Source organism: Providencia lanzhouensis (assembly GCF_050469745.1).
GTDB classification, from domain to species: domain Bacteria; phylum Pseudomonadota; class Gammaproteobacteria; order Enterobacterales; family Enterobacteriaceae; genus Providencia; species Providencia lanzhouensis.
The window spans coordinates 3,322,793-3,340,289 of record NZ_CP174123.1 but is presented as its reverse complement, the minus strand read 5'-3'; the positions used below and the strand labels follow the sequence as shown (position 1 = coordinate 3,340,289).

At 45.0% G+C, this 17,497-nt stretch carries 11 protein-coding genes and 1 riboswitch; of the genes, 4 read left to right on the top strand and 7 right to left on the bottom strand.

Translation table 11 applies throughout. The features are described 5' to 3' along the window. Positions 1-46: 46 nt before the first annotated feature. The gene (lptD, locus tag ACIH2S_RS15650) at positions 47-2,416 is read right to left on the bottom strand and encodes an LPS assembly protein LptD (RefSeq protein WP_195848682.1); all 2,370 of its coding nucleotides are present in this window, start codon (positions 2,414-2,416) and stop codon (positions 47-49) included. A 204-nt stretch (positions 2,417-2,620) separates the two neighbouring features. On the opposite strand from lptD, the gene djlA reads away from it, so the two are divergent. After that, complete coding sequence (gene djlA, locus ACIH2S_RS15645; protein WP_036956297.1) at positions 2,621-3,436, top strand: co-chaperone DjlA; 816 nt, start codon at positions 2,621-2,623, stop codon at positions 3,434-3,436. A gap of 87 nt (positions 3,437-3,523) precedes the next feature. Here the strand turns inward: djlA and rluA are convergent, their stop codons facing one another. The 6 genes from rluA to thiB form a co-directional block, all read right to left on the bottom strand. Then, positions 3,524-4,174: a bifunctional tRNA pseudouridine(32) synthase/23S rRNA pseudouridine(746) synthase RluA gene (rluA, locus tag ACIH2S_RS15640; protein ID WP_108478478.1), complete on the bottom strand. Its 651-nt coding sequence runs from the start codon at positions 4,172-4,174 to the stop codon at positions 3,524-3,526. A 270-nt stretch (positions 4,175-4,444) separates the two neighbouring features. Then, on the bottom strand, positions 4,445-7,351 hold the full coding sequence (gene rapA / locus ACIH2S_RS15635) for an RNA polymerase-associated protein RapA (RefSeq protein WP_430247694.1): 2,907 nt from the start codon (positions 7,349-7,351) through the stop codon (positions 4,445-4,447). A 333-nt stretch (positions 7,352-7,684) separates the two neighbouring features. Beyond that, positions 7,685-10,036 carry a DNA polymerase II gene (locus tag ACIH2S_RS15630; RefSeq protein WP_430247693.1) on the bottom strand — a complete coding sequence of 784 codons (2,352 nt, stop codon included), beginning with the start codon at positions 10,034-10,036 and terminating at the stop codon, positions 7,685-7,687. A gap of 75 nt (positions 10,037-10,111) precedes the next feature. Beyond that, positions 10,112-10,810 carry a thiamine ABC transporter ATP-binding protein ThiQ gene (gene thiQ / locus ACIH2S_RS15625; RefSeq protein ID WP_108478481.1) on the bottom strand — a complete coding sequence of 233 codons (699 nt, stop codon included), beginning with the start codon at positions 10,808-10,810 and terminating at the stop codon, positions 10,112-10,114. After that, on the bottom strand, positions 10,803-12,407 hold the full coding sequence (thiP, locus tag ACIH2S_RS15620) for a thiamine/thiamine pyrophosphate ABC transporter permease ThiP (RefSeq protein ID WP_108478482.1): 1,605 nt from the start codon (positions 12,405-12,407) through the stop codon (positions 10,803-10,805). Before thiP ends, thiQ begins: the two co-directional genes overlap by 8 nt. Beyond that, a complete protein-coding gene (gene thiB, locus ACIH2S_RS15615) occupies positions 12,383-13,387 on the bottom strand; it encodes a thiamine ABC transporter substrate binding subunit (RefSeq protein WP_272535110.1) in 1,005 nt (334 codons plus the stop codon). Before thiB ends, thiP begins: the two co-directional genes overlap by 25 nt. A 61-nt stretch (positions 13,388-13,448) precedes the next feature. Then, positions 13,449-13,541, bottom strand: a riboswitch (TPP riboswitch). A gap of 113 nt (positions 13,542-13,654) precedes the next feature. On the opposite strand from thiB, the gene rppH reads away from it, so the two are divergent. The 3 genes from rppH (at position 13,655) to lgt (ending at position 17,436) form a co-directional block, all read left to right on the top strand. After that, positions 13,655-14,188, top strand: a complete 534-nt coding sequence (gene rppH, locus ACIH2S_RS15610; RefSeq protein ID WP_006659219.1) for an RNA pyrophosphohydrolase — start codon at positions 13,655-13,657, stop codon at positions 14,186-14,188. Between the two features lie 4 nt (positions 14,189-14,192). Beyond that, positions 14,193-16,439, top strand: a complete 2,247-nt coding sequence (gene ptsP / locus ACIH2S_RS15605) for a phosphoenolpyruvate--protein phosphotransferase (protein ID WP_430247691.1) — start codon at positions 14,193-14,195, stop codon at positions 16,437-16,439. 100 nt (positions 16,440-16,539) lie between these two features. Then, positions 16,540-17,436, top strand: coding sequence for a prolipoprotein diacylglyceryl transferase (gene lgt, locus ACIH2S_RS15600; protein ID WP_036956312.1), 897 nt, complete (start codon positions 16,540-16,542; stop codon positions 17,434-17,436). The last annotated feature ends 61 nt before the right edge of the window (positions 17,437-17,497 follow it).

Here is a 17,497-nt window from a genome sequence, read left to right as displayed (position 1 = left end):
TTATTCCGCATATGCGGGCTAATCGTGATCGTTATGTTGTTTGTTATCAGAAAGCACGTTGATAAGGAATAATACCTTGTTTCAACATCTCCTGACTACCTAAACTATGATTGTTATTTAGGCCTCTAAGTTCCACGTTGATAGACCATTTATTGTCATATTCGCTGTTGAACTTCTCTTTTTGCCAACCCACAATCTTACGTTCATACCCTAAATTCACCGCCCAACAGCAGGCATTGTATTGTAATCCGACAAGCTGGCTCGCCGATTGTTGCTGCTTAGTATCGTAATAATAAGAGCCAACAAAGCCCCAGTTATCACTTAATGGCCAACTTACCACGGTGCCTACTTGTGAAATACCTTGTTGGTATTCTGGTAATGTGTAGGTATAACCACCCGCAGTATCTTCACGGCGGAACGTCGCTTGAATATAGTCACGGTCAACAAAACGGTAATTCAGTTGAATCAGTCTATCGGCATCAAAGCGATATTCAGTAACTGCGTTCCCCATGGTGACGCTACCAAGGCGGCGGTCATATTGTAACCCGCCACGAATCCCCCAGTTTTCATCAATGTGCCACATGGCATCGGTTGCCCACATTAATGAACCTGTATCACTCTTATCATCGATTTTCAGGTTTGAGTTACCCGCACGTGGGCGCTCTAAATAGTAAATTTGCCCGACGGAGAAATTGAAGCGTTCAGCTAAATTTTCATCATAAATACGGGTGGTTAAACCAGTTGTGAACTGGTTCGCAGAAGCGATACGGTCTAAACCACTGTAAATACGATCGCGGAACAGACCTGTATAGTCAGACTGTAATAGTGCGGAGTCGTAGTTATTGATATTGTCCTGATCTTTATACGGAATATATAAATACTGAACTCGTGGCTCTAAAGTTTGAACAAAATCACTGCCTTGGAATAAGTCGCGCTCAAATACCACCTTCGCATCACTCTTAAACATAGGCAGCACGCGGGTGACATTTTTATCTAAGCTACTATTTTTTTTGACATCAGGAATATCTTGGTCGTAATGCGTCGCCATCAGCTTGATGCTGTTGTTCATTTGCGCCCAACCGTTAGACAGCGGCATGCTGACTTCTGGCTCGATATGCAAACGGGTTGCATCTGGGTTATTTTCACCTACGCTGGTAAAACGTGCAGCTTGTGCGTAGGTATGGAAATCCAACATACCGACGTCATTTTGGTAATAGTTAAAATCGATTTGTGGCTCAGCTTTATAAGCACGACGGTTCGGGTCATCAACGAAGATTTGGAACTGTTTGTGAGACACTTTCATGTTCCAATTGGTATCAGAATAGCCGACGTTAAATTTCTGGGTGGCATAGCCATCGGTGGTGCTACCATACTGAGAGCTAAAATCAGTAAAGTATTGACGGTCACTTACTTTGGTGTAGTCGGCACCAAAGTTCCAGTGCTGAGCAAAGGTCCCTGAGTGGCGCCAGTAGAATAACCAGCGGTCATCACTGTCACGGGCATCACGCTTACCATTTTCTTTATCTTTAATATAAGCACGATCGTGGTTAATAAAGTCAAATGCGATGGTCCCCGTACCTGGTGTGATTAAATAACGGAATTCGTTATTTAATTTTACGCCTCGGTGGGTCATAAATTGTGGCGTAATCGTCGCATCGTAATTTGGTGCGATGTTCCAATAATACGGCAGCGTGAACTCTAACCCGTCGTTGTTTGAATAGCTTCCCATTGGGATTAAGAAACCAGAACGGCGCTTGCTACCAATCGGTAACTGCATATATGGGCTATAGAACACAGGCACATCTGCGATACGGAAACGAGCATGCCAAATTTCTGCGACTTCTTCTTCGCGGTCAATAATCACTTCAGAGCCAGCAACGCTCCATGTATTACTGCCCGGTAAGCAGCTGGTGAAAGTCCCGTTTTCCATAATGGAATAGCGGTTTTCACCTCGCATTTTCATTTTTTTCGCGTCACCGCGACCTTGACGACCTACCATCATGTAGTTACCGTCATCAACGTCAGTGTTTTTATTATCTAAGTTTGACCACGCTGAAGGGCCTTTCAGGATAATTTGAGGGTCATCGTAATGGACATTCCCCGTCGCCGTCACTTCACGAACCGGTTCTTCACCCTCTTTTTGGGTTTGTGTCAGTTTAACGTTATCTGCTGTGAGAGTCTGGTTGCCCTGCTGAATATCAACGTTACCAGTATATTCGACAAAATTAGGGTATTCCCCTGTGACGTCGTCAGCTTGAATCTCAATCGGTAAGCTATTTTGATCACCAGAGATAATAGGTTTGTCATAAACAGGCACCCCAAGCATACATTGTGCTGCAAGATCAGCATGTGCTTGCTGGCTATAAATAGCCGCCCATACCATGGTGGCGATTATTGTGGGATAACTTTTCTTCATCATTAAATAGGGAGTCCGTCAAATGGGCACAGTCGGCAAACGCTCAAAGACTATCTTAGCCAACCCGTTTTCGCCAGTATAATATCAAAACTGGAATAAACGTAGTTAGCAACTTGTTAGGCTCTTTATCGTTATGCACAAAAGCAGAATGGATAGTATGATAATGCAAAATTGCATTCTGAGCATTGAAGAATTGAGGGATATATGCACTATTGGGGTAAAATTATTGGGGTGATACTCGCTATTGTCTCCGGTTTAGGGTTTTGGGGAGCATTAGCCGGCTTACTGATTGGGCACGGTTTTGATAAGGCTTCGGCTCAACGTAAGTTCGCTGGCGCCTTCAATAAGCGCGACAGACAAATTATTTTCTTCGCAAGTACCTTTCAAATATTAGGGCATTTAACCAAGTCAAAAGGGCGTGTCACCGAGACTGATATCCAGTTAGCATCGAACCTGATGGACAGAATGCAACTGCACGGAGAAACTCGCAAAGCCGCTCAACAAGCCTTTAGAGAGGGGAAATCCCCAGACTTTCCACTGCGTGATGTTCTTAAACAATTACGTATGGCTTGTTATGGTCGTTTTGACCTTGTTCAGATGTTTCTGGAAATTCAATTACAAGCTGCTTTCGCGGATGGAACCCTACATCCTAACGAACGAAAAGTGCTATTTATTATTGCGGAAGAGCTGGGTATCTCCCAAATTCAGTTTGAGCAATTCTTAGATATGATCCAAAGCGGTCGCCAGTTTGGTCATGGTTATTCTCAGCAGCAGTCTGGAGGCTATTACCAACAAAATAATGGCCCTACGCTGGAAGATGCCTGTAAGGTACTTGGGGTTTCCGTCGATGATGACCCAACGAAAATTAAGCGAGCGTACCGTAAGCTGATGAGTGAGCATCATCCCGATAAGCTGGTTGCTAAAGGGTTACCGCCAGAGATGATGGAAATTGCTAAGCAAAAAGCACAGTCAATTCAGGCGGCTTATGATCTTGTTAAAAAAGAGAAGGGTTTCAAATAACTTCAGTTTTTAAATAACTTCAGTTTTAAATAACTTAAGCTTTTAAATAATTGAAGCGCTTAAACCAGCCTAAGCGCTTCAATTAGATTAGAAATCTGGCGGGCAAGTAAAATGCATTGGCGTGCCATACTCAGGGTGAGTGATATACAGCTCCTGCGCGTGTAACTGCAAACGTGGCGCCAATGCTAATGCTTCTTCATGGGCATAAAATCTGTCACCAAGAATAGGATGTCCCAGCGCGAGCATATGCACACGTAGCTGATGAGAGCGTCCCGTAATTGGCGAAAGTTTGACTCGCGTTGCCTGCTCTTCATATTCTAAAACTTGGTATTCGGTTTGCGCCGATTTCCCCGTTTCAAAACAGACTTTCTGCTTAGGGCGATTCGGCCAGTCACAAATTAGCGGTAAATCCACCAAACCCTCAGATTTTTCCAAATGACCCCACACGCGAGCCACATAGTGCTTTTTCGGCTCCCGCTCCCTAAACTGACGCTTGAGTTCACGCTCAGCCGCTTTATGCAGCGCGACGACCATAACGCCACTGGTTGCCATATCTAAACGGTGAACGGACTCCGCCGCAGGATAATCCCGCTGAATACGGCTCATGATGCTGTCATGGTGCTCAGGGGCTTTCCCTGGCACAGAGAGTAAGCCGCTAGGTTTGTTGACAACAATAATATGCTCGTCTTGGTAGAGTATATGTAGCCATGGTTCCGTAGGGGGATTATAGGGTAACATTTTCTTTTATCCTTCATTCTTCACGCTGTAGCGGTGTTGGCTGCTCTTAGCTACCCTAGTCACATACTTGTGTATGCTCCCAGGGATATCTTCGTTTGCCGCCTAGCTACAACGCGAATAATTTTGGCTAATAATAGAGATATAAAGTCAAAAGCCAAACTATAAATATCTACTTTTTATCCTTCATTCTTCATGCTGTAGCGGTGCTGGCTGCTATCAGCCAGCACCGCTGTAACTCGCATAATCTCGGGAAGTGTCGAGCTATATTCTCTACTGATGCGTGACAACCACTAAGCGGATAGCGTCGAGGCGCCATGAAGCTTGGTCGATGTTGGTCATCAATTGGCGACGCTCTTCCTCGATAATATCGAGTTCTTCATCACGGATATTTGGGTTAACCGCTTTCAGCGCTTCCAAGCGAGACAGTTCCAGAGTCAGGGCTTTATCAGCGGCTTCTTTGGCATTCTCAATAATGGATTTTGCTTCTTTCTCGACCATCGGTTCAGAGAGGCGTAATACAGAATGCACCTCGTTTTGTACGGCATTGACTAACTTGCTCGCCATATGACGGTTGATGGCATTTAATTGGCGGTTAAAACTCTCAAACTCCACTTGTGAAGATAGGTTATTACCTTTTAAATCAATCAATAAGCGAACTGGGGTCGCCGGTAAGAAACGGCTGATTTGCAGCTGTTTCGGAGCCTGAGCTTCTACAACATAAATCAGTTCGGTCAGCAAGGTGCCTACTGGCAACGCTTTGTTTTTCAACACAGAAACTGCGCAGCTACCCGTATCGCCGGATAACACTAAATCCAAACCGTTACGAATAATCGGATGTTCCCAGCTAATAAACTGCGTATCTTCGCGGGAAAGCGCTTGTTCGCGGTCAAAAGTGATAGTACAGCCATCTTGCGGCAATCCTGGGAAATCAGGCACTAACATATGGTCGGATGGCGTGAGGATAATTAAGTTATCGCTCTTATCTTCTTGGTTGATCCCAACGATATCAAACAGGTTCAGTGCAAAGTTAACCAGCTCAGTCTCGTTATCGCCTTCACCAATCTCTTCGGCTAATTTATTACCGGCTTCACCGCCATTTGAGTGCATTTCCAGCAAACGGTCACGACCTTGCTCTAACTGTGCTTTGAGTGCATCGTGCTCTTCACGGCAGGTTTTAATAAATTCATCAAACCCGCCAGTGATGGTTGGCTCTGCCATAAATTGCAGCAGTTGTTGGTAATATTTATCGTAAATAGTACGACCAGTAGGGCAAGTATGCTCAAAAGCATCTAAACCTTCATGGTACCAACGAATTAATACGGCTTGTGCGGTATTTTCCAAGTAAGGCACGTTGATCACGATATCGCGGCTTTGACCAATACGATCCAAACGCCCAATACGTTGCTCAAGCAGGTCAGGGTTGAATGGTAAGTCAAACATCACTAGTTGGTTAGCAAATTGGAAGTTACGACCTTCTGAACCAATTTCAGAACACAGCAATACCTGCGCGCCTTCTTCTTGTGAAGCAAAGTATGCAGCAGCACGGTCACGTTCTAACAGGGATAAACCTTCGTGGAATACCGCCGCACGGATCCCTTCACGCTCACGCAGAACTTGCTCAAGTTGCAGTGCTGTAGCGGCTTTGGCACAGATAACCAGTACTTTTTCATGACGATTTGCGGTTAAGAAGCCCATCAGCCATTCAACACGCGGGTCGAAGTTCCACCAAGTAGCGTTTTCACCTTCAAATTCTTGGTAGATTTGTTCCGGATACAGCATCTCTTTTGCGCGAGTTTCCACATCCTTTTTCGTGCCCATAATGCCAGCGACTTTGATTGCCGTTTGGTATTGAGTTGGCAGTGGCATTTTTAAAGAATGCAATTCACGGCGTGGAAAGCCTTTGACACCATTACGGGTGTTTCTAAATAACAGGCGGCTAGTACCGTGTCTGTCCATCAGCATATGGATCAGTTCTTGGCGAGCGACTTGGCTGTCATCGCCTTCAAGATTAGCGGCTTTTAATAACGGCTCAATATCTTGTTCTTTGATAAGCTCGTTGAGCAGGTTTTGCTGGTCATTCGTCAGTTTATCGCCTGAAAGTAGCAGTGAAACCGCATCGGCGACAGGGCGATAATTTTCTTGCTCGGCTAAGAACTCTTGATAGTCATGGAAGCGGTTAGGGTCGAGGAGGCGCAAACGCGCAAAGTGGCTCTCTTGGCCTAATTGCTCCGGTGTTGCCGTTAGCAGTAAAACAGAAGGAACATGTTCTGCTAAGGTTTCAATCACTTGATATTCACGGCTTGGGGCAGTTTCGCTCCATTGCAGATGGTGAGCTTCATCGACCACCATCATATCCCAGCCCGCTTCGACGAGTTGGTCAAAACGCTGTTTATTACGACGAACAAAATCCAGAGAACACAGGACTAATTGCTCAGTTTCAAATGGGTTATCGCTGTCGTGTTGGGCTTCGCTGTAGCGGCTATCATCAAACAGGGAAAAACGCAGGTTAAAACGGCGTAGCATTTCCACCAGCCATTGATGCTGTAAGCTATCTGGGACAATGATCAATACACGCTCAGCACGACCTGCCATCAATTGTTGATGGATTATCATACCCGCTTCGATGGTTTTCCCTAAGCCCACTTCATCCGCCAGTAAAACTCGTGGATTGTGGCGCTTACCGACTTCGTTAGCAATATGCAACTGATGCGGGATCAAACTCGCGCGGATCCCACGCAGGCCCGTAGATTGGTGTTTAACTTGTTCGCTTTGAAATTTACGTGCGCGAAAACGCAGAGCAAAACGATCCATACGATCGATTTGACCGGCGAACAGTCTATCTTGTGGCTTATTAAACGTTAGCTTGCTATCAAGGAACACTTCTCTCAGGCTGACATCCGCTTCTTGGGTGTCTAAACGCGTTCCTGTGTAGGTCAATAACCCTTTATCTTCTTGAATACTTTCAACTTGTAGCTGCCAACCTTCGTGACTAGTGATGGTATCACCTTCGTTGAACATCACTCGGGTAATTGGGGCATCACTACGTGAGTACAGTCGGTTTTCCCCAGTGGCAGGGAAAAGCAACGTCACCATACGGGCATCAATAGCCACGACGGCGCCTAACCCAAGTTCGCTTTCTGTGTCGCTGATCCAGCGTTGACCAAGAGTAAATGGCATAGGTTTAATTTAATTCCATAATTTTGATTGTTTATTTTTAGATGTTTAAGACAACTAACCGGTGTCTTTGCCCAGTGTTGATATAACGGTTATATACCAAGGGTGATGCGAAATTTTTTAATCGTTTTGCCGTTTGGCAATTATAGCTCTTTTCTCTTTCGAGTCGCGTTGCTCGAATTATGATGAGTATAGCCGATTTTCTCGCCAAGCTGTGCGTATAACAGGTCGAGATATCAAAGGGGCGTTATATTAATTCAACATTCGCTTATCGTCACCTGTTAAAAATGCGGCAATTGTAATAAGAATTGTACAATTCACGCTGTTCGTTAGGCTTTAAAACAAAAGATTAATTTGCCCTGTCAAAATGGCGTCAAAATCATCTTGCAGAAATGGCAGAATTCCATCGGCGATAGGTTTGATTTGCTTAAGAATATAGTGCTCATAGTCAGGTTTCGCGGTTACGGTCTCTAATGGCTCAGGACCCGCTTGAGTGATGATATAACTAATCCACCCCCCATTTTGATATTGCAATGGGCGCTGTAATTGCAAATTGTACTCATCGGCTTGGCGTGCGGCTCGTACATGAGGTGGCACATTACGTTGATAATCTGACAATTTACGCCGTAGGCGCTTGCGGTAAATCAAGCGATCGTCATATTCTCCTGAACGAATGGCATGAATATAGTCGCGAATAAATTCCCGATAAGGCTGGCGATAAAAAATGCGCGTATACAGCTCTTTTTGGAAGTTTTGAGCGAGAGGTGTCCAGTCTGAACGAATGGTTTCTAAGCCTTTAAAAACCATTGTATCTTGGCTTAAACCCGCATAGCGTTTTTTACTGCCTTGGTCTGTGCCTCTAATTGTTGGCATCAAAAAGCGCCGATAATGGGTTTCATACTCAAGCTCGAGCACACCATCAAGTTGCCACTCTTCTTTAAGATGCTGTTTCCACCAATTATTTACATGGTCACGCAGTTGATAGCCCACTTTTTGAGCTTGTTCATCAGTATGGGGATCTCGTAGCCAAACAAAGGTGGAATCGGTGTCCCCATAAATTACCTGATATCCTTGGGATTCAATCAATTGTTTGGTAATTCGCATAATTTCATGACCGCGCATGGTAATTGACGCGGTTAATCGTGGGTCAAAAAAACGGCATCCATCGGCACCCAAAACCCCCGCAAAAGCATTCATAATAATTTTGAGGGCTTGAGAAAGCGGGGCGTTTTTTTGCTGTTTAGCTTTATCACGACCTTGCCAAATATGGCTGACAATATCTGGCAAGCAATGGGTCGTACGGGAAAACCAAGCATCGCGAAATCCTTCAACAGAGTGTTCAGGTTCTGGGTGTGCAAGCCCTTCAATCATGCCTGCTGGGTCAATTAAAAAGGTGCGAATAATTGAGGGATAAAGGCTTTTATAATCAAGTACCAAAACGGAGTCATACAAACCCGGCTGAGAATCCATGACAAATCCACCGGGATTGAGCTGAAACTTTTGCTCACAGAGCGTTGGGGCAACAAACCCTAAGCGGTGTAGCCGAGGAATATATAAATGGGAAAAGGCGGCTACTGAGCCTCCCATACGATCGGTGGCGAGCCCCGTGACCGTCGAGCGCTCTTGCAAGAACGCCATTAAATCGGTTTTCTCAAAGATGCGATGCACCAAAATACAGTCTTGAATATTGTAATGGGCTAGGGCGGGTTTATCGTGAGCAAAGCGGCGGTTAATTTCATCCATGCGATCATAAGGAGTATCAATCGCTTTCCCTTCGCCAAGCAGCTGCTGGGCAACGGACTCCAAACTGAATGAGCTAAAACTCCATGTCGCCGATTTTAACGCATCAATACCATCAATAATTAAGCGACCTTCAGCAGAGGCAAAAAAGACACCTTGCTTAAAACCGTGTTCTCGCCATTCGAGTTTTTTCCCTTGCCGACCGAGCAACAGAGGGATGCCATAGCGCTCCGCATGCTTTTGTAAAACTTGCAAATCAAACTGGATCAGATTCCAGCCGATGATGGCATCGGGATCGTACTGTTGCAGCCATTCGTTCAATTTTTCAAGTAATTGAGGGCGGCTGGTGGCATACACGAGTCGATGTTGGTCATTCAGAGCAGGACCTTGATCGGGTCCCAACATAAACACCACATTGTCACCGCAGCCAGATAACCCAATCGAATAAAGCTCCCCATGTTGGCTAGTTTCAATATCGAGAGAAACGGCGTGCAGTGTCGGGCGATAACCTTCACAAGGTTTGAGTTGATATTTCCCCTGATGATTGCGAGAAAACCACACGGGAGCGGTAATAAAGCGCTCCATTAAATAACGCTCACAAGGGCGAATATCGGTTTCCAGCAGTTCAACACCTAATGCTTGGCAGTTTTTATCTAGGTTTTGTAATTGACGATATTGCTGGCAATAGATGGCGTAGACTTTTTCGCGTTTAAAATCTCGCAGTTCCACGGAGCGATAACTGATATCCGCTTGCCCTTCAATTAAATGGCGTACTAGGGAAAACTTGGATTCAGGTAAAAAACCCACGGCTTGTTGATAGGGAACAATGATTTTTTGCGGTTTATTATCCGTGAGTAACCAATAGCTTACCTCGACACCGTAGCGGGTATCTCGCCAATGGCGGCTAAGAATAAAGCCTTTTTCAGCGGGGGTGTTTGACTGAGGCATAAAGAAAACTCGCGTAAATAATCTGCAAATTAATATACGCGAGTAGTGGGAATTTATACAGTATTATTTGTCGAGCTAATTAGAAATGCCCAATAATGCAGAAGCGTCGGTTTTGCCTTGTAATAGTGTTTCGGTATCGCCGTCATACACAATTGCGCCATCGGCGACCACTAAGCTGCGAGGGGCGATTTGTAGCGAGTCTTCAATACTATGGGATACCATTAATAATGTGATGGATTTATTAACGCAAACGTCATTGAGTAATTGCAGCATTTCACTGCGCAGCGCAGGGTCAAGGGCGGAAAACGGCTCATCCAGTAATAAAATCGGCTGATTGCGAATTAAACAGCGGGCGAGTGCAGCTCGTTGACGCTGTCCTCCAGACAATTGCGCAGGCATTCGGTCTAAACATTCAGTTAAACTGACTTGCTGCGCCATTTGTTCAACTTCAGCCATTTGCGATGCACTCAAACGTAAGCTCGGTTGTAAACCTAGCCCAATATTTTGCCTCACAGTTAGGTGAGCAAACAGGTTATTTTCTTGAAATAACATGGAAACAGGGCGTTTAGCTGGGGGTGTAAATGTATGATTTTCACCATTTAAGGTGATAGTACCACTGCGAGGAAATTGAAACCCACTAATTAGGCTGAGCAGCGTGCTTTTGCCTGCGCCACTAGGACCCATTACGGCAACTCGTTCCCCCGAAGCTACCGCAATATCAAAATGCATATTTAGGTTATCGTATTGATAATCTAGATTTTGTAATTCAATCATGAGTTTTCCCCGATAGGCGTTCGAGTAGGCTAAACAGGCAGAAACAGAGTAACAACAATAACATCGCGGTAACCGCGCCGTCATTGGTTCGATACGCGCCAATCTGTTGATAAAGATAGTAAGGCAAGGTACGGAACTCTTCATTACCAAACAAGGCGACCACGCCAAAATCTCCAATCGAAATCACGCAAGCGAATGCCAATGCTTGTGCGATAGGTTTGCGTAATGCTCGTAATTCAATGATTTTAAATCGATTAAAACCAGTAATTTCGAGTGATTGGCATAACGGATTATAGCGTTGAGCCAGATCTCGCATTGGGTTATCCAGTACCTTTAGCGCGTAAGGGATAGCGAGCAAGGCGTTAGTCATGATCACCAACGGATAAGGTGTTTCGGGTATTCCAATGGTTTCATTGAAAAAGATAAAAAAGCCTGTCGCCAGCACAATGCCCGGCATCGCCAGAATAATCAGCCCGCTTAGCTCAATGGCCTGTCCGAGTTTTAATGCATTTCTTAAACGCAGTTCACGGCTACTCCATAGCAGCATTAGCGTGAGGATCACGCACAAAATTCCAGCACAGAGTGCAATAAACAGTGAGGTCAATGTGGCTTGCCATAACGCAGATTGCTGTAAAACATCCAGTAATTGACCGTTGAGCCCATCAACAATCACCGCTAATAACGGCGGAATTAATAGCAAAATAGCTGCAGCAATCACCAGCCAGTCACGTAAACGGCGAAACAGGTTATCGGCAGGATCAAACCATGATGTTTGGTGGCTAAATCCAACGGAAAAGGCATGGTTAATACGTTGGCAAATAAGCATTAATCCTACGCAACATCCCAACTGAATTAACGCAAGCAGTGTGGCACGCCCTAAATCAAAGTCGTAGCTCAGTGCTTGGTAAATCGCGAGTTCGATAGTGGTCGCCGCAGGGCCACCGCCCAGAGCCAGTACTGTCGCAAAGCTGGCAAAACAGAGCATAAAAATCAGCGCGCCTGTTGGCAACATCTGACGGCGTAAATAAGGCCACTCTAAAAGGGTAAATTGTTGCCACTCATTGAACCCTAATTGAGCGGCGCTTTGACGCTGCTCAATGGCAATATTTTCAAGGGATTGCAGCAACATCCGGGTTGCGAGTGGCATATTGAAAAAGATATGCGCCAATAAAATGCCACGCAGACCATAAGGGGAAAACTGATAGTCAACACCAAGCCATAGGCACAGTTTTGCTAGCCATCCGGTTTGTCCATATACCGACAAAATACCGAAAACGGCGACTAAAACGGGTAAAACAAGGGTCATTGCACACAAGCGGAGCAAGAGCATTCTTCCCCAAAATCGCCGGCGATACAGGGCTCTTGCAAGAAAAATAGCGGGAATAATGGAAAAAATAGCGGAAAGCAATGCCTGCCAAAACGTAAAACCGATGACATGCCATAAATAATCATCTTCGATTATCTCGCTGAGGGAAATTTCAGGTGCGAAAAACCACAGCGCCCCAAAAGCGAGCAGGGCAACGACGATTAAAAGACCGGAGGCTATTGCCCCCGGTAATAAGGTTAAATTGATTAACGACTGACGGCGGTTTGCCATAAACGTGTCCACGTTTGACGTTCTTTAGCCACTTCTCCCGCGCTAAATTGTAGGGATTTAGCAGGCAGTGGTAGCACGTTATACACTTCAGGCAACGGCATATCGATAACCGGATACATCCAGTTAGTGGTTGGTAATGTGCCTTGGAATTCAGGGGTTAACATAAATTGTAAGAACTGTTTTGCCAGCTCAGGTTGAGGGCTGTGTTTCAATCTTGCCGCCACTTCGACTTGCATATAATGCCCTTCATCGAATAGTGCTGCCGCGTAGTTGTCTTTCTTATCATTTAAAATTTGGTAACCCGGCGAGGAGGTGTAGCTCAGGACAAAATCTCCTTCACCTTTTAAGAACAAGCCATAAGACTCACTCCAACCTTTGGTCACGGTCAGTGTTTTGGCTGCCATTTTCTTCCATGCATCAGCCGATTTATCGCCGTAGATTTTCTCAATCCACAGCATTAATCCTAATCCTGGGGTGCTGGTACGTGGATCTTGGTAAATGATTTTCCAATTGTTTTTGCTATCAAGCAGTTCGTCCATGCTTTTTGGCGGCTGTTTGATTTTATTGGTGTCATAGATAAAGGCGAAATAGCCATAATCATAAGGAATGAATGTTTTGCTCGTCCATTCGATAGGTAATTTAAGCGCATCCGTTTTGATATCTGCAGGGGCAAATAAGCCGGTTTTTTCTGCGGAGTCGAGTAAGTTGTTATCTAACCCTAAGATAATGTCGGCTTTGCTTTTTTCCCCTTCCATACGTAGGCGATTCAGTAGTGCAACACCATCCCCTAGAGAAACCAGTTTTAACTCGCATTCACATTGAGCTTCGAAATTCTTTTTGATTTGAGGGCCTGGTCCCCATTCCGCAGCAAAGGAATCATAGGTATACACCGTCAACGTTGGTTTCTCGGCAGAGGCGAATGCAGCAAAACTTAAGGTGGTTAAGGCAATGAGTGAGGTAAAGAGTTTATTTTTAGTCATTGTAATTCCTGCGTAAATCATAAAAAAACACAGGATTTGAGGAGGGACCGATACAATAATTTGTAGACGGTAGCTCAAATCCCTACGCCGGTATTAGCCGGATCAGGTTCTACGGGTTATTTCTCAGCCCAAATTGGCACCCCGTTGAGACGCAGACTATTGTAATTACTTCAGACATATCTGCAAACTGTATTGATATAGGTTTACCAGTTTGGGTATGTGTGAAACAATTAGGCATCTTTCAAATTTGGTTATTGAGGTAGTCTAGTGATCGATGATGATGGCTACCGCCCGAATGTAGGAATTGTAATTTGTAATCGGCAAGGTCAAGTCTTATGGGCTCGCCGTTATGGTCAGCATTCTTGGCAATTTCCTCAAGGTGGGATTAACCCGGGGGAATCGCCAGAACAAGCGATGTATCGTGAGTTATACGAGGAAGTCGGACTACAGCGTAAAGATGTAAGGTTACTTGCATCTACCCGTAATTGGTTACGCTACAAATTACCTAAGCGTTTGGTGCGTTGGGATACAAAACCTGTTTGTATTGGACAGAAACAACGTTGGTTTTTACTTCAACTCCAATGTAATGACGCCGATATAAACGTGCAGCGCAGTAAATCGCCAGAATTTGACGGCTGGCGGTGGGTCAGTTATTGGTATCCTGTTAGGCAAGTGGTCTCTTTTAAGCGCGAAGTTTATCGCCGCGTGATGAAGGAATTCGCTCCCGTAGTTATGCCTTTGCAGGAACAGAAATTACCACAACGACCTGTTTTTAATAATCGTAGGCGCGGAGTTAAGTAAGCCTATGTTGACGCGTTTACGTGACATTGTCGAAAAGGTTGCGATGGCGACCAGTCTGACTCAAGCTCTTGAAGTTTTGGTCAATGAGACGTGCAAAGCAATGCGCACCGATGTGTGCTCGATTTACTTAGCCGATCATCCTCGCCAATGTTATTACCTAATGGCAACCCGCGGGCTGAAAAAGCCTAGCGGGATTGCTATTCGTTTAGGATTCGACGAAGGAGTTGTTGGCGCAGTCGGTCGACAATCGGAAATGTTGAACCTCGCTGATATTCGCGAACACCCGCAATTTAAATACCTCCCTCAACTCAAAGAAGAACAGCTCAAAGCCTTTCTAGGTGTGCCTGTTGTTTATCGACGTCAATTACTGGGCGTGCTGGTGGTTCAGCAGCGAGAAAAACGGTTATTCAGCGAGACGGAAGAGTCCTTTATGGTCACGCTATCAATGCAGTTAGCGGTGATTTTATCCCAAGCGCAAACAAAAGGTATTTTCGGGCAATATCGACAAAATCGCCTCAAAGCTATCCCTGTTTCTCAAGGAATTTCGATGGCTTATGGTTGGCAAGATACCTCTCAACCTTCTTTAGACAATGTGTATCAAGCGACCACATTGAATATTGATGAAGAGCGTCAACGCTTAGTGATAGCGCTGGAAAGTGCGGCGGCAGAATTTCGTCGTATTAGTAAGCGGTTTATGGCGAGCTCATCGAAAGAAAGCTCAGCTATTTTCGACTTGTATAACCACTTGCTTAATGACCCCCAACTGAAAAAGCGGTTATTTACAGCGATTAATCAAGGGGCGGTGGCTGAATGGGCAGTGAAAACCGTCATCGAAGATTACGCTTTGCAGTTCTCACGTTTACGTGACCTCTATTTAAGAGAGCGTGGCTCTGACCTTCGCACCTTAGGGCAGCGCTTATTATTTCATCTCGATGATTCACTGACACCCACTAGCCAATGGCCAGACCGTTTTATTTTGGTGGCTGATGAGCTAAGTGCGAGCGTTCTTGCTGAATTACCGCTTGAGCAATTAGCGGGTGTGATTGTGCGCGATGGTGCAACGCACTCCCACTCTGCAATCTTGATCCGAGCGATGGGGATCCCCGCGATTATGGGGGCGGATATTGAGCCTTCCTTATTACATAATCGCCATCTGATTTTGGATGGCTATCGTGGCGAAGTGTTTATTGAGCCTGAAAATTTTATTGCTCAGGAATACCAGCAAATTATTGAAGAAGAAAATGTGCTTAGCCGATTAGCGGAAGGCACACTTTCTCAAGATGCAGTACTCAAAAACGGTGAGCATGTGGATATTTGCCTCAACGCCGGATTGAGCCCTCGCTATGAACAGCAAATTCATGATGGGGTGGATGGTGTTGGATTATATCGAACCGAACTGCCATTTATGCTGCACAATGGCTTTCCATCTGAGGATGAACAGAAGCAGTTATATCGGGATGTATTGCAACTTTTTGCAACGAAACCGGTGGTATTAAGAACCTTAGATATCGGTGCAGACAAACAACTGCCTTACATGCCGATCAGCGAGGAAAATCCTTGCTTGGGGTGGCGTGGGATCCGAATCATGCTGGATCAGCCTGAAATCTTTTTAATCCAATTGCGTTCTATGCTGAGAGCTAACCAAGATACGGGCAATTTACGTATTTTATTGCCGATGATCACTAGCATTAATGAAGTGGATGAGGCTATTGGGCTGATTAATCGCGCCAAAAATGAAGTGAGCCAACAACTCGGAAAATCGATTGATTTACCTCCAATTGGCGTGATGTTGGAAGTACCTTCACTCCTGTTTTTACTGCCAGAGTTAAAGCAGCGAGTTGATTTTATTTCGATAGGTACCAACGACTTTACACAATATTTACTCGCCGTCGACCGTAATAACACTCATGTGGCGGCGCTCTATGATAACCTGCACCCTGCGGTGGTGCGTTTTCTATCCATGGTACATATGGAATGTCAGCGTATAGGCCTGCCGATTAGTGTATGTGGTGAAATGGCTGGACAGCCATTAAGTGCTATGGTGCTGATTGCATTAGGTTATCGTAGTTTGAGTATGAGTGGGCGCAGTGTTCCTCGCATGAAATATTTAATTCGTCAGCTTGATCCTCAATTGATGGCTGAGTTAGTGCCTGATTTGCTCGGCGCAGAAACCAGCGAAAATGTTCGCCATAAGATTAGCGAGTTTATGGAAAGAAATGGACTTGGTGGTTTTGTGCGTGGCGGGATCTAGTTTGATCTTCTATGTTATTAATATGTAATTATATGCTGGCAATAACCTCGTGTTATTATGCGACATAATTTTTGACTCAATTATTTTAAAGTGGGGAACGATGAGTAACAGTTACTTAGCATTTCCGGAAATTGATCCTGTAATGTTCTCGATTGGCCCAGTCTCTTTGCACTGGTATGGTTTTATGTACCTTGTCGGATTCGTTTTTGCGCTATGGTTAGCGGGACGTCGCGCTTCTAAGCCAAACAGTGGCTGGACAAAAAATGAAGTCGAGAACTTGTTGTACATTGGTTTTGTCGGTGTATTTGTAGGTGGACGACTTGGCTATGTTTTCTTCTATAATTTGCCTGTTTTCTTAGATGACCCTCTGTATCTGTTCAAAGTGTGGGATGGCGGCATGTCCTTCCACGGTGGCTTGATTGGGGTTATCTGTGCCATGATGTGGTTTGCCTATCGCACGAAACGCCGTTTCTTACAAGTTTCTGATTTTGTTGCACCGTTGATTCCTTTTGGTCTTGGAATGGGGCGTATCGGTAACTTTATTAATGGCGAGCTATGGGGACGGGTTACCCTAGATACACCATGGGCATTTTTATTCCCTCATTCAAGAAGTGAAGATATCCAACTTGCGGCACAAGACCCCTCTCTGTTGCCTATTCTTGAGCAATACGGTGTATTGCCAAGACACCCATCCCAGCTGTATGAAATGGTTTTAGAAGGTATCGTTTTATTCTTGATATTGAATTTATTTGTACGTAAACCTCGCCCAATGGGGAGCGTATCGGGCCTGTTCCTTATCGGTTATGGTGCATTCCGTATCATCGTTGAATTCTTCAGACAACCAGATGCACAATTAGGTTTATTCGGTGGTATCAGTATGGGGCAAATCCTCTCGATTCCGATGATTATTATCGGTGTATTGATGATTGTCTGGGCTTACAAATACGGTAAAAATATCCCAGCCCATAAGCCCGCTAAAAACGTTGAGAGTAAGTAGCGTAGATAGCAAGTAGCGTCGATAGCAAGTCACGTAGACTGTTAATAATGTAGACAGCAAA

Excerpts from the sequence above, each read along its gene's own strand:
- lptD (WP_195848682.1), bottom strand. The coding sequence starts at position 2,416 with ATGAAGAAAAGTTATCCCACAATAATCGCCACCATGGTATGGGCGGCT.
- djlA (WP_036956297.1), top strand. The coding sequence starts at position 2,621 with ATGCACTATTGGGGTAAAATTATTGGGGTGATACTCGCTATTGTCTCC.
- rluA (WP_108478478.1), bottom strand. The coding sequence starts at position 4,174 with ATGTTACCCTATAATCCCCCTACGGAACCATGGCTACATATACTCTAC.
- rapA (WP_430247694.1), bottom strand. The coding sequence starts at position 7,351 with ATGCCATTTACTCTTGGTCAACGCTGGATCAGCGACACAGAAAGCGAA.
- ACIH2S_RS15630 (WP_430247693.1), bottom strand. The coding sequence starts at position 10,036 with ATGCCTCAGTCAAACACCCCCGCTGAAAAAGGCTTTATTCTTAGCCGC.
- thiQ (WP_108478481.1), bottom strand. The coding sequence starts at position 10,810 with ATGATTGAATTACAAAATCTAGATTATCAATACGATAACCTAAATATG.
- thiP (WP_108478482.1), bottom strand. The coding sequence starts at position 12,407 with ATGGCAAACCGCCGTCAGTCGTTAATCAATTTAACCTTATTACCGGGG.
- thiB (WP_272535110.1), bottom strand. The coding sequence starts at position 13,387 with ATGACTAAAAATAAACTCTTTACCTCACTCATTGCCTTAACCACCTTA.
- ptsP (WP_430247691.1), top strand. The coding sequence starts at position 14,193 with ATGTTGACGCGTTTACGTGACATTGTCGAAAAGGTTGCGATGGCGACC.
- lgt (WP_036956312.1), top strand. The coding sequence starts at position 16,540 with ATGAGTAACAGTTACTTAGCATTTCCGGAAATTGATCCTGTAATGTTC.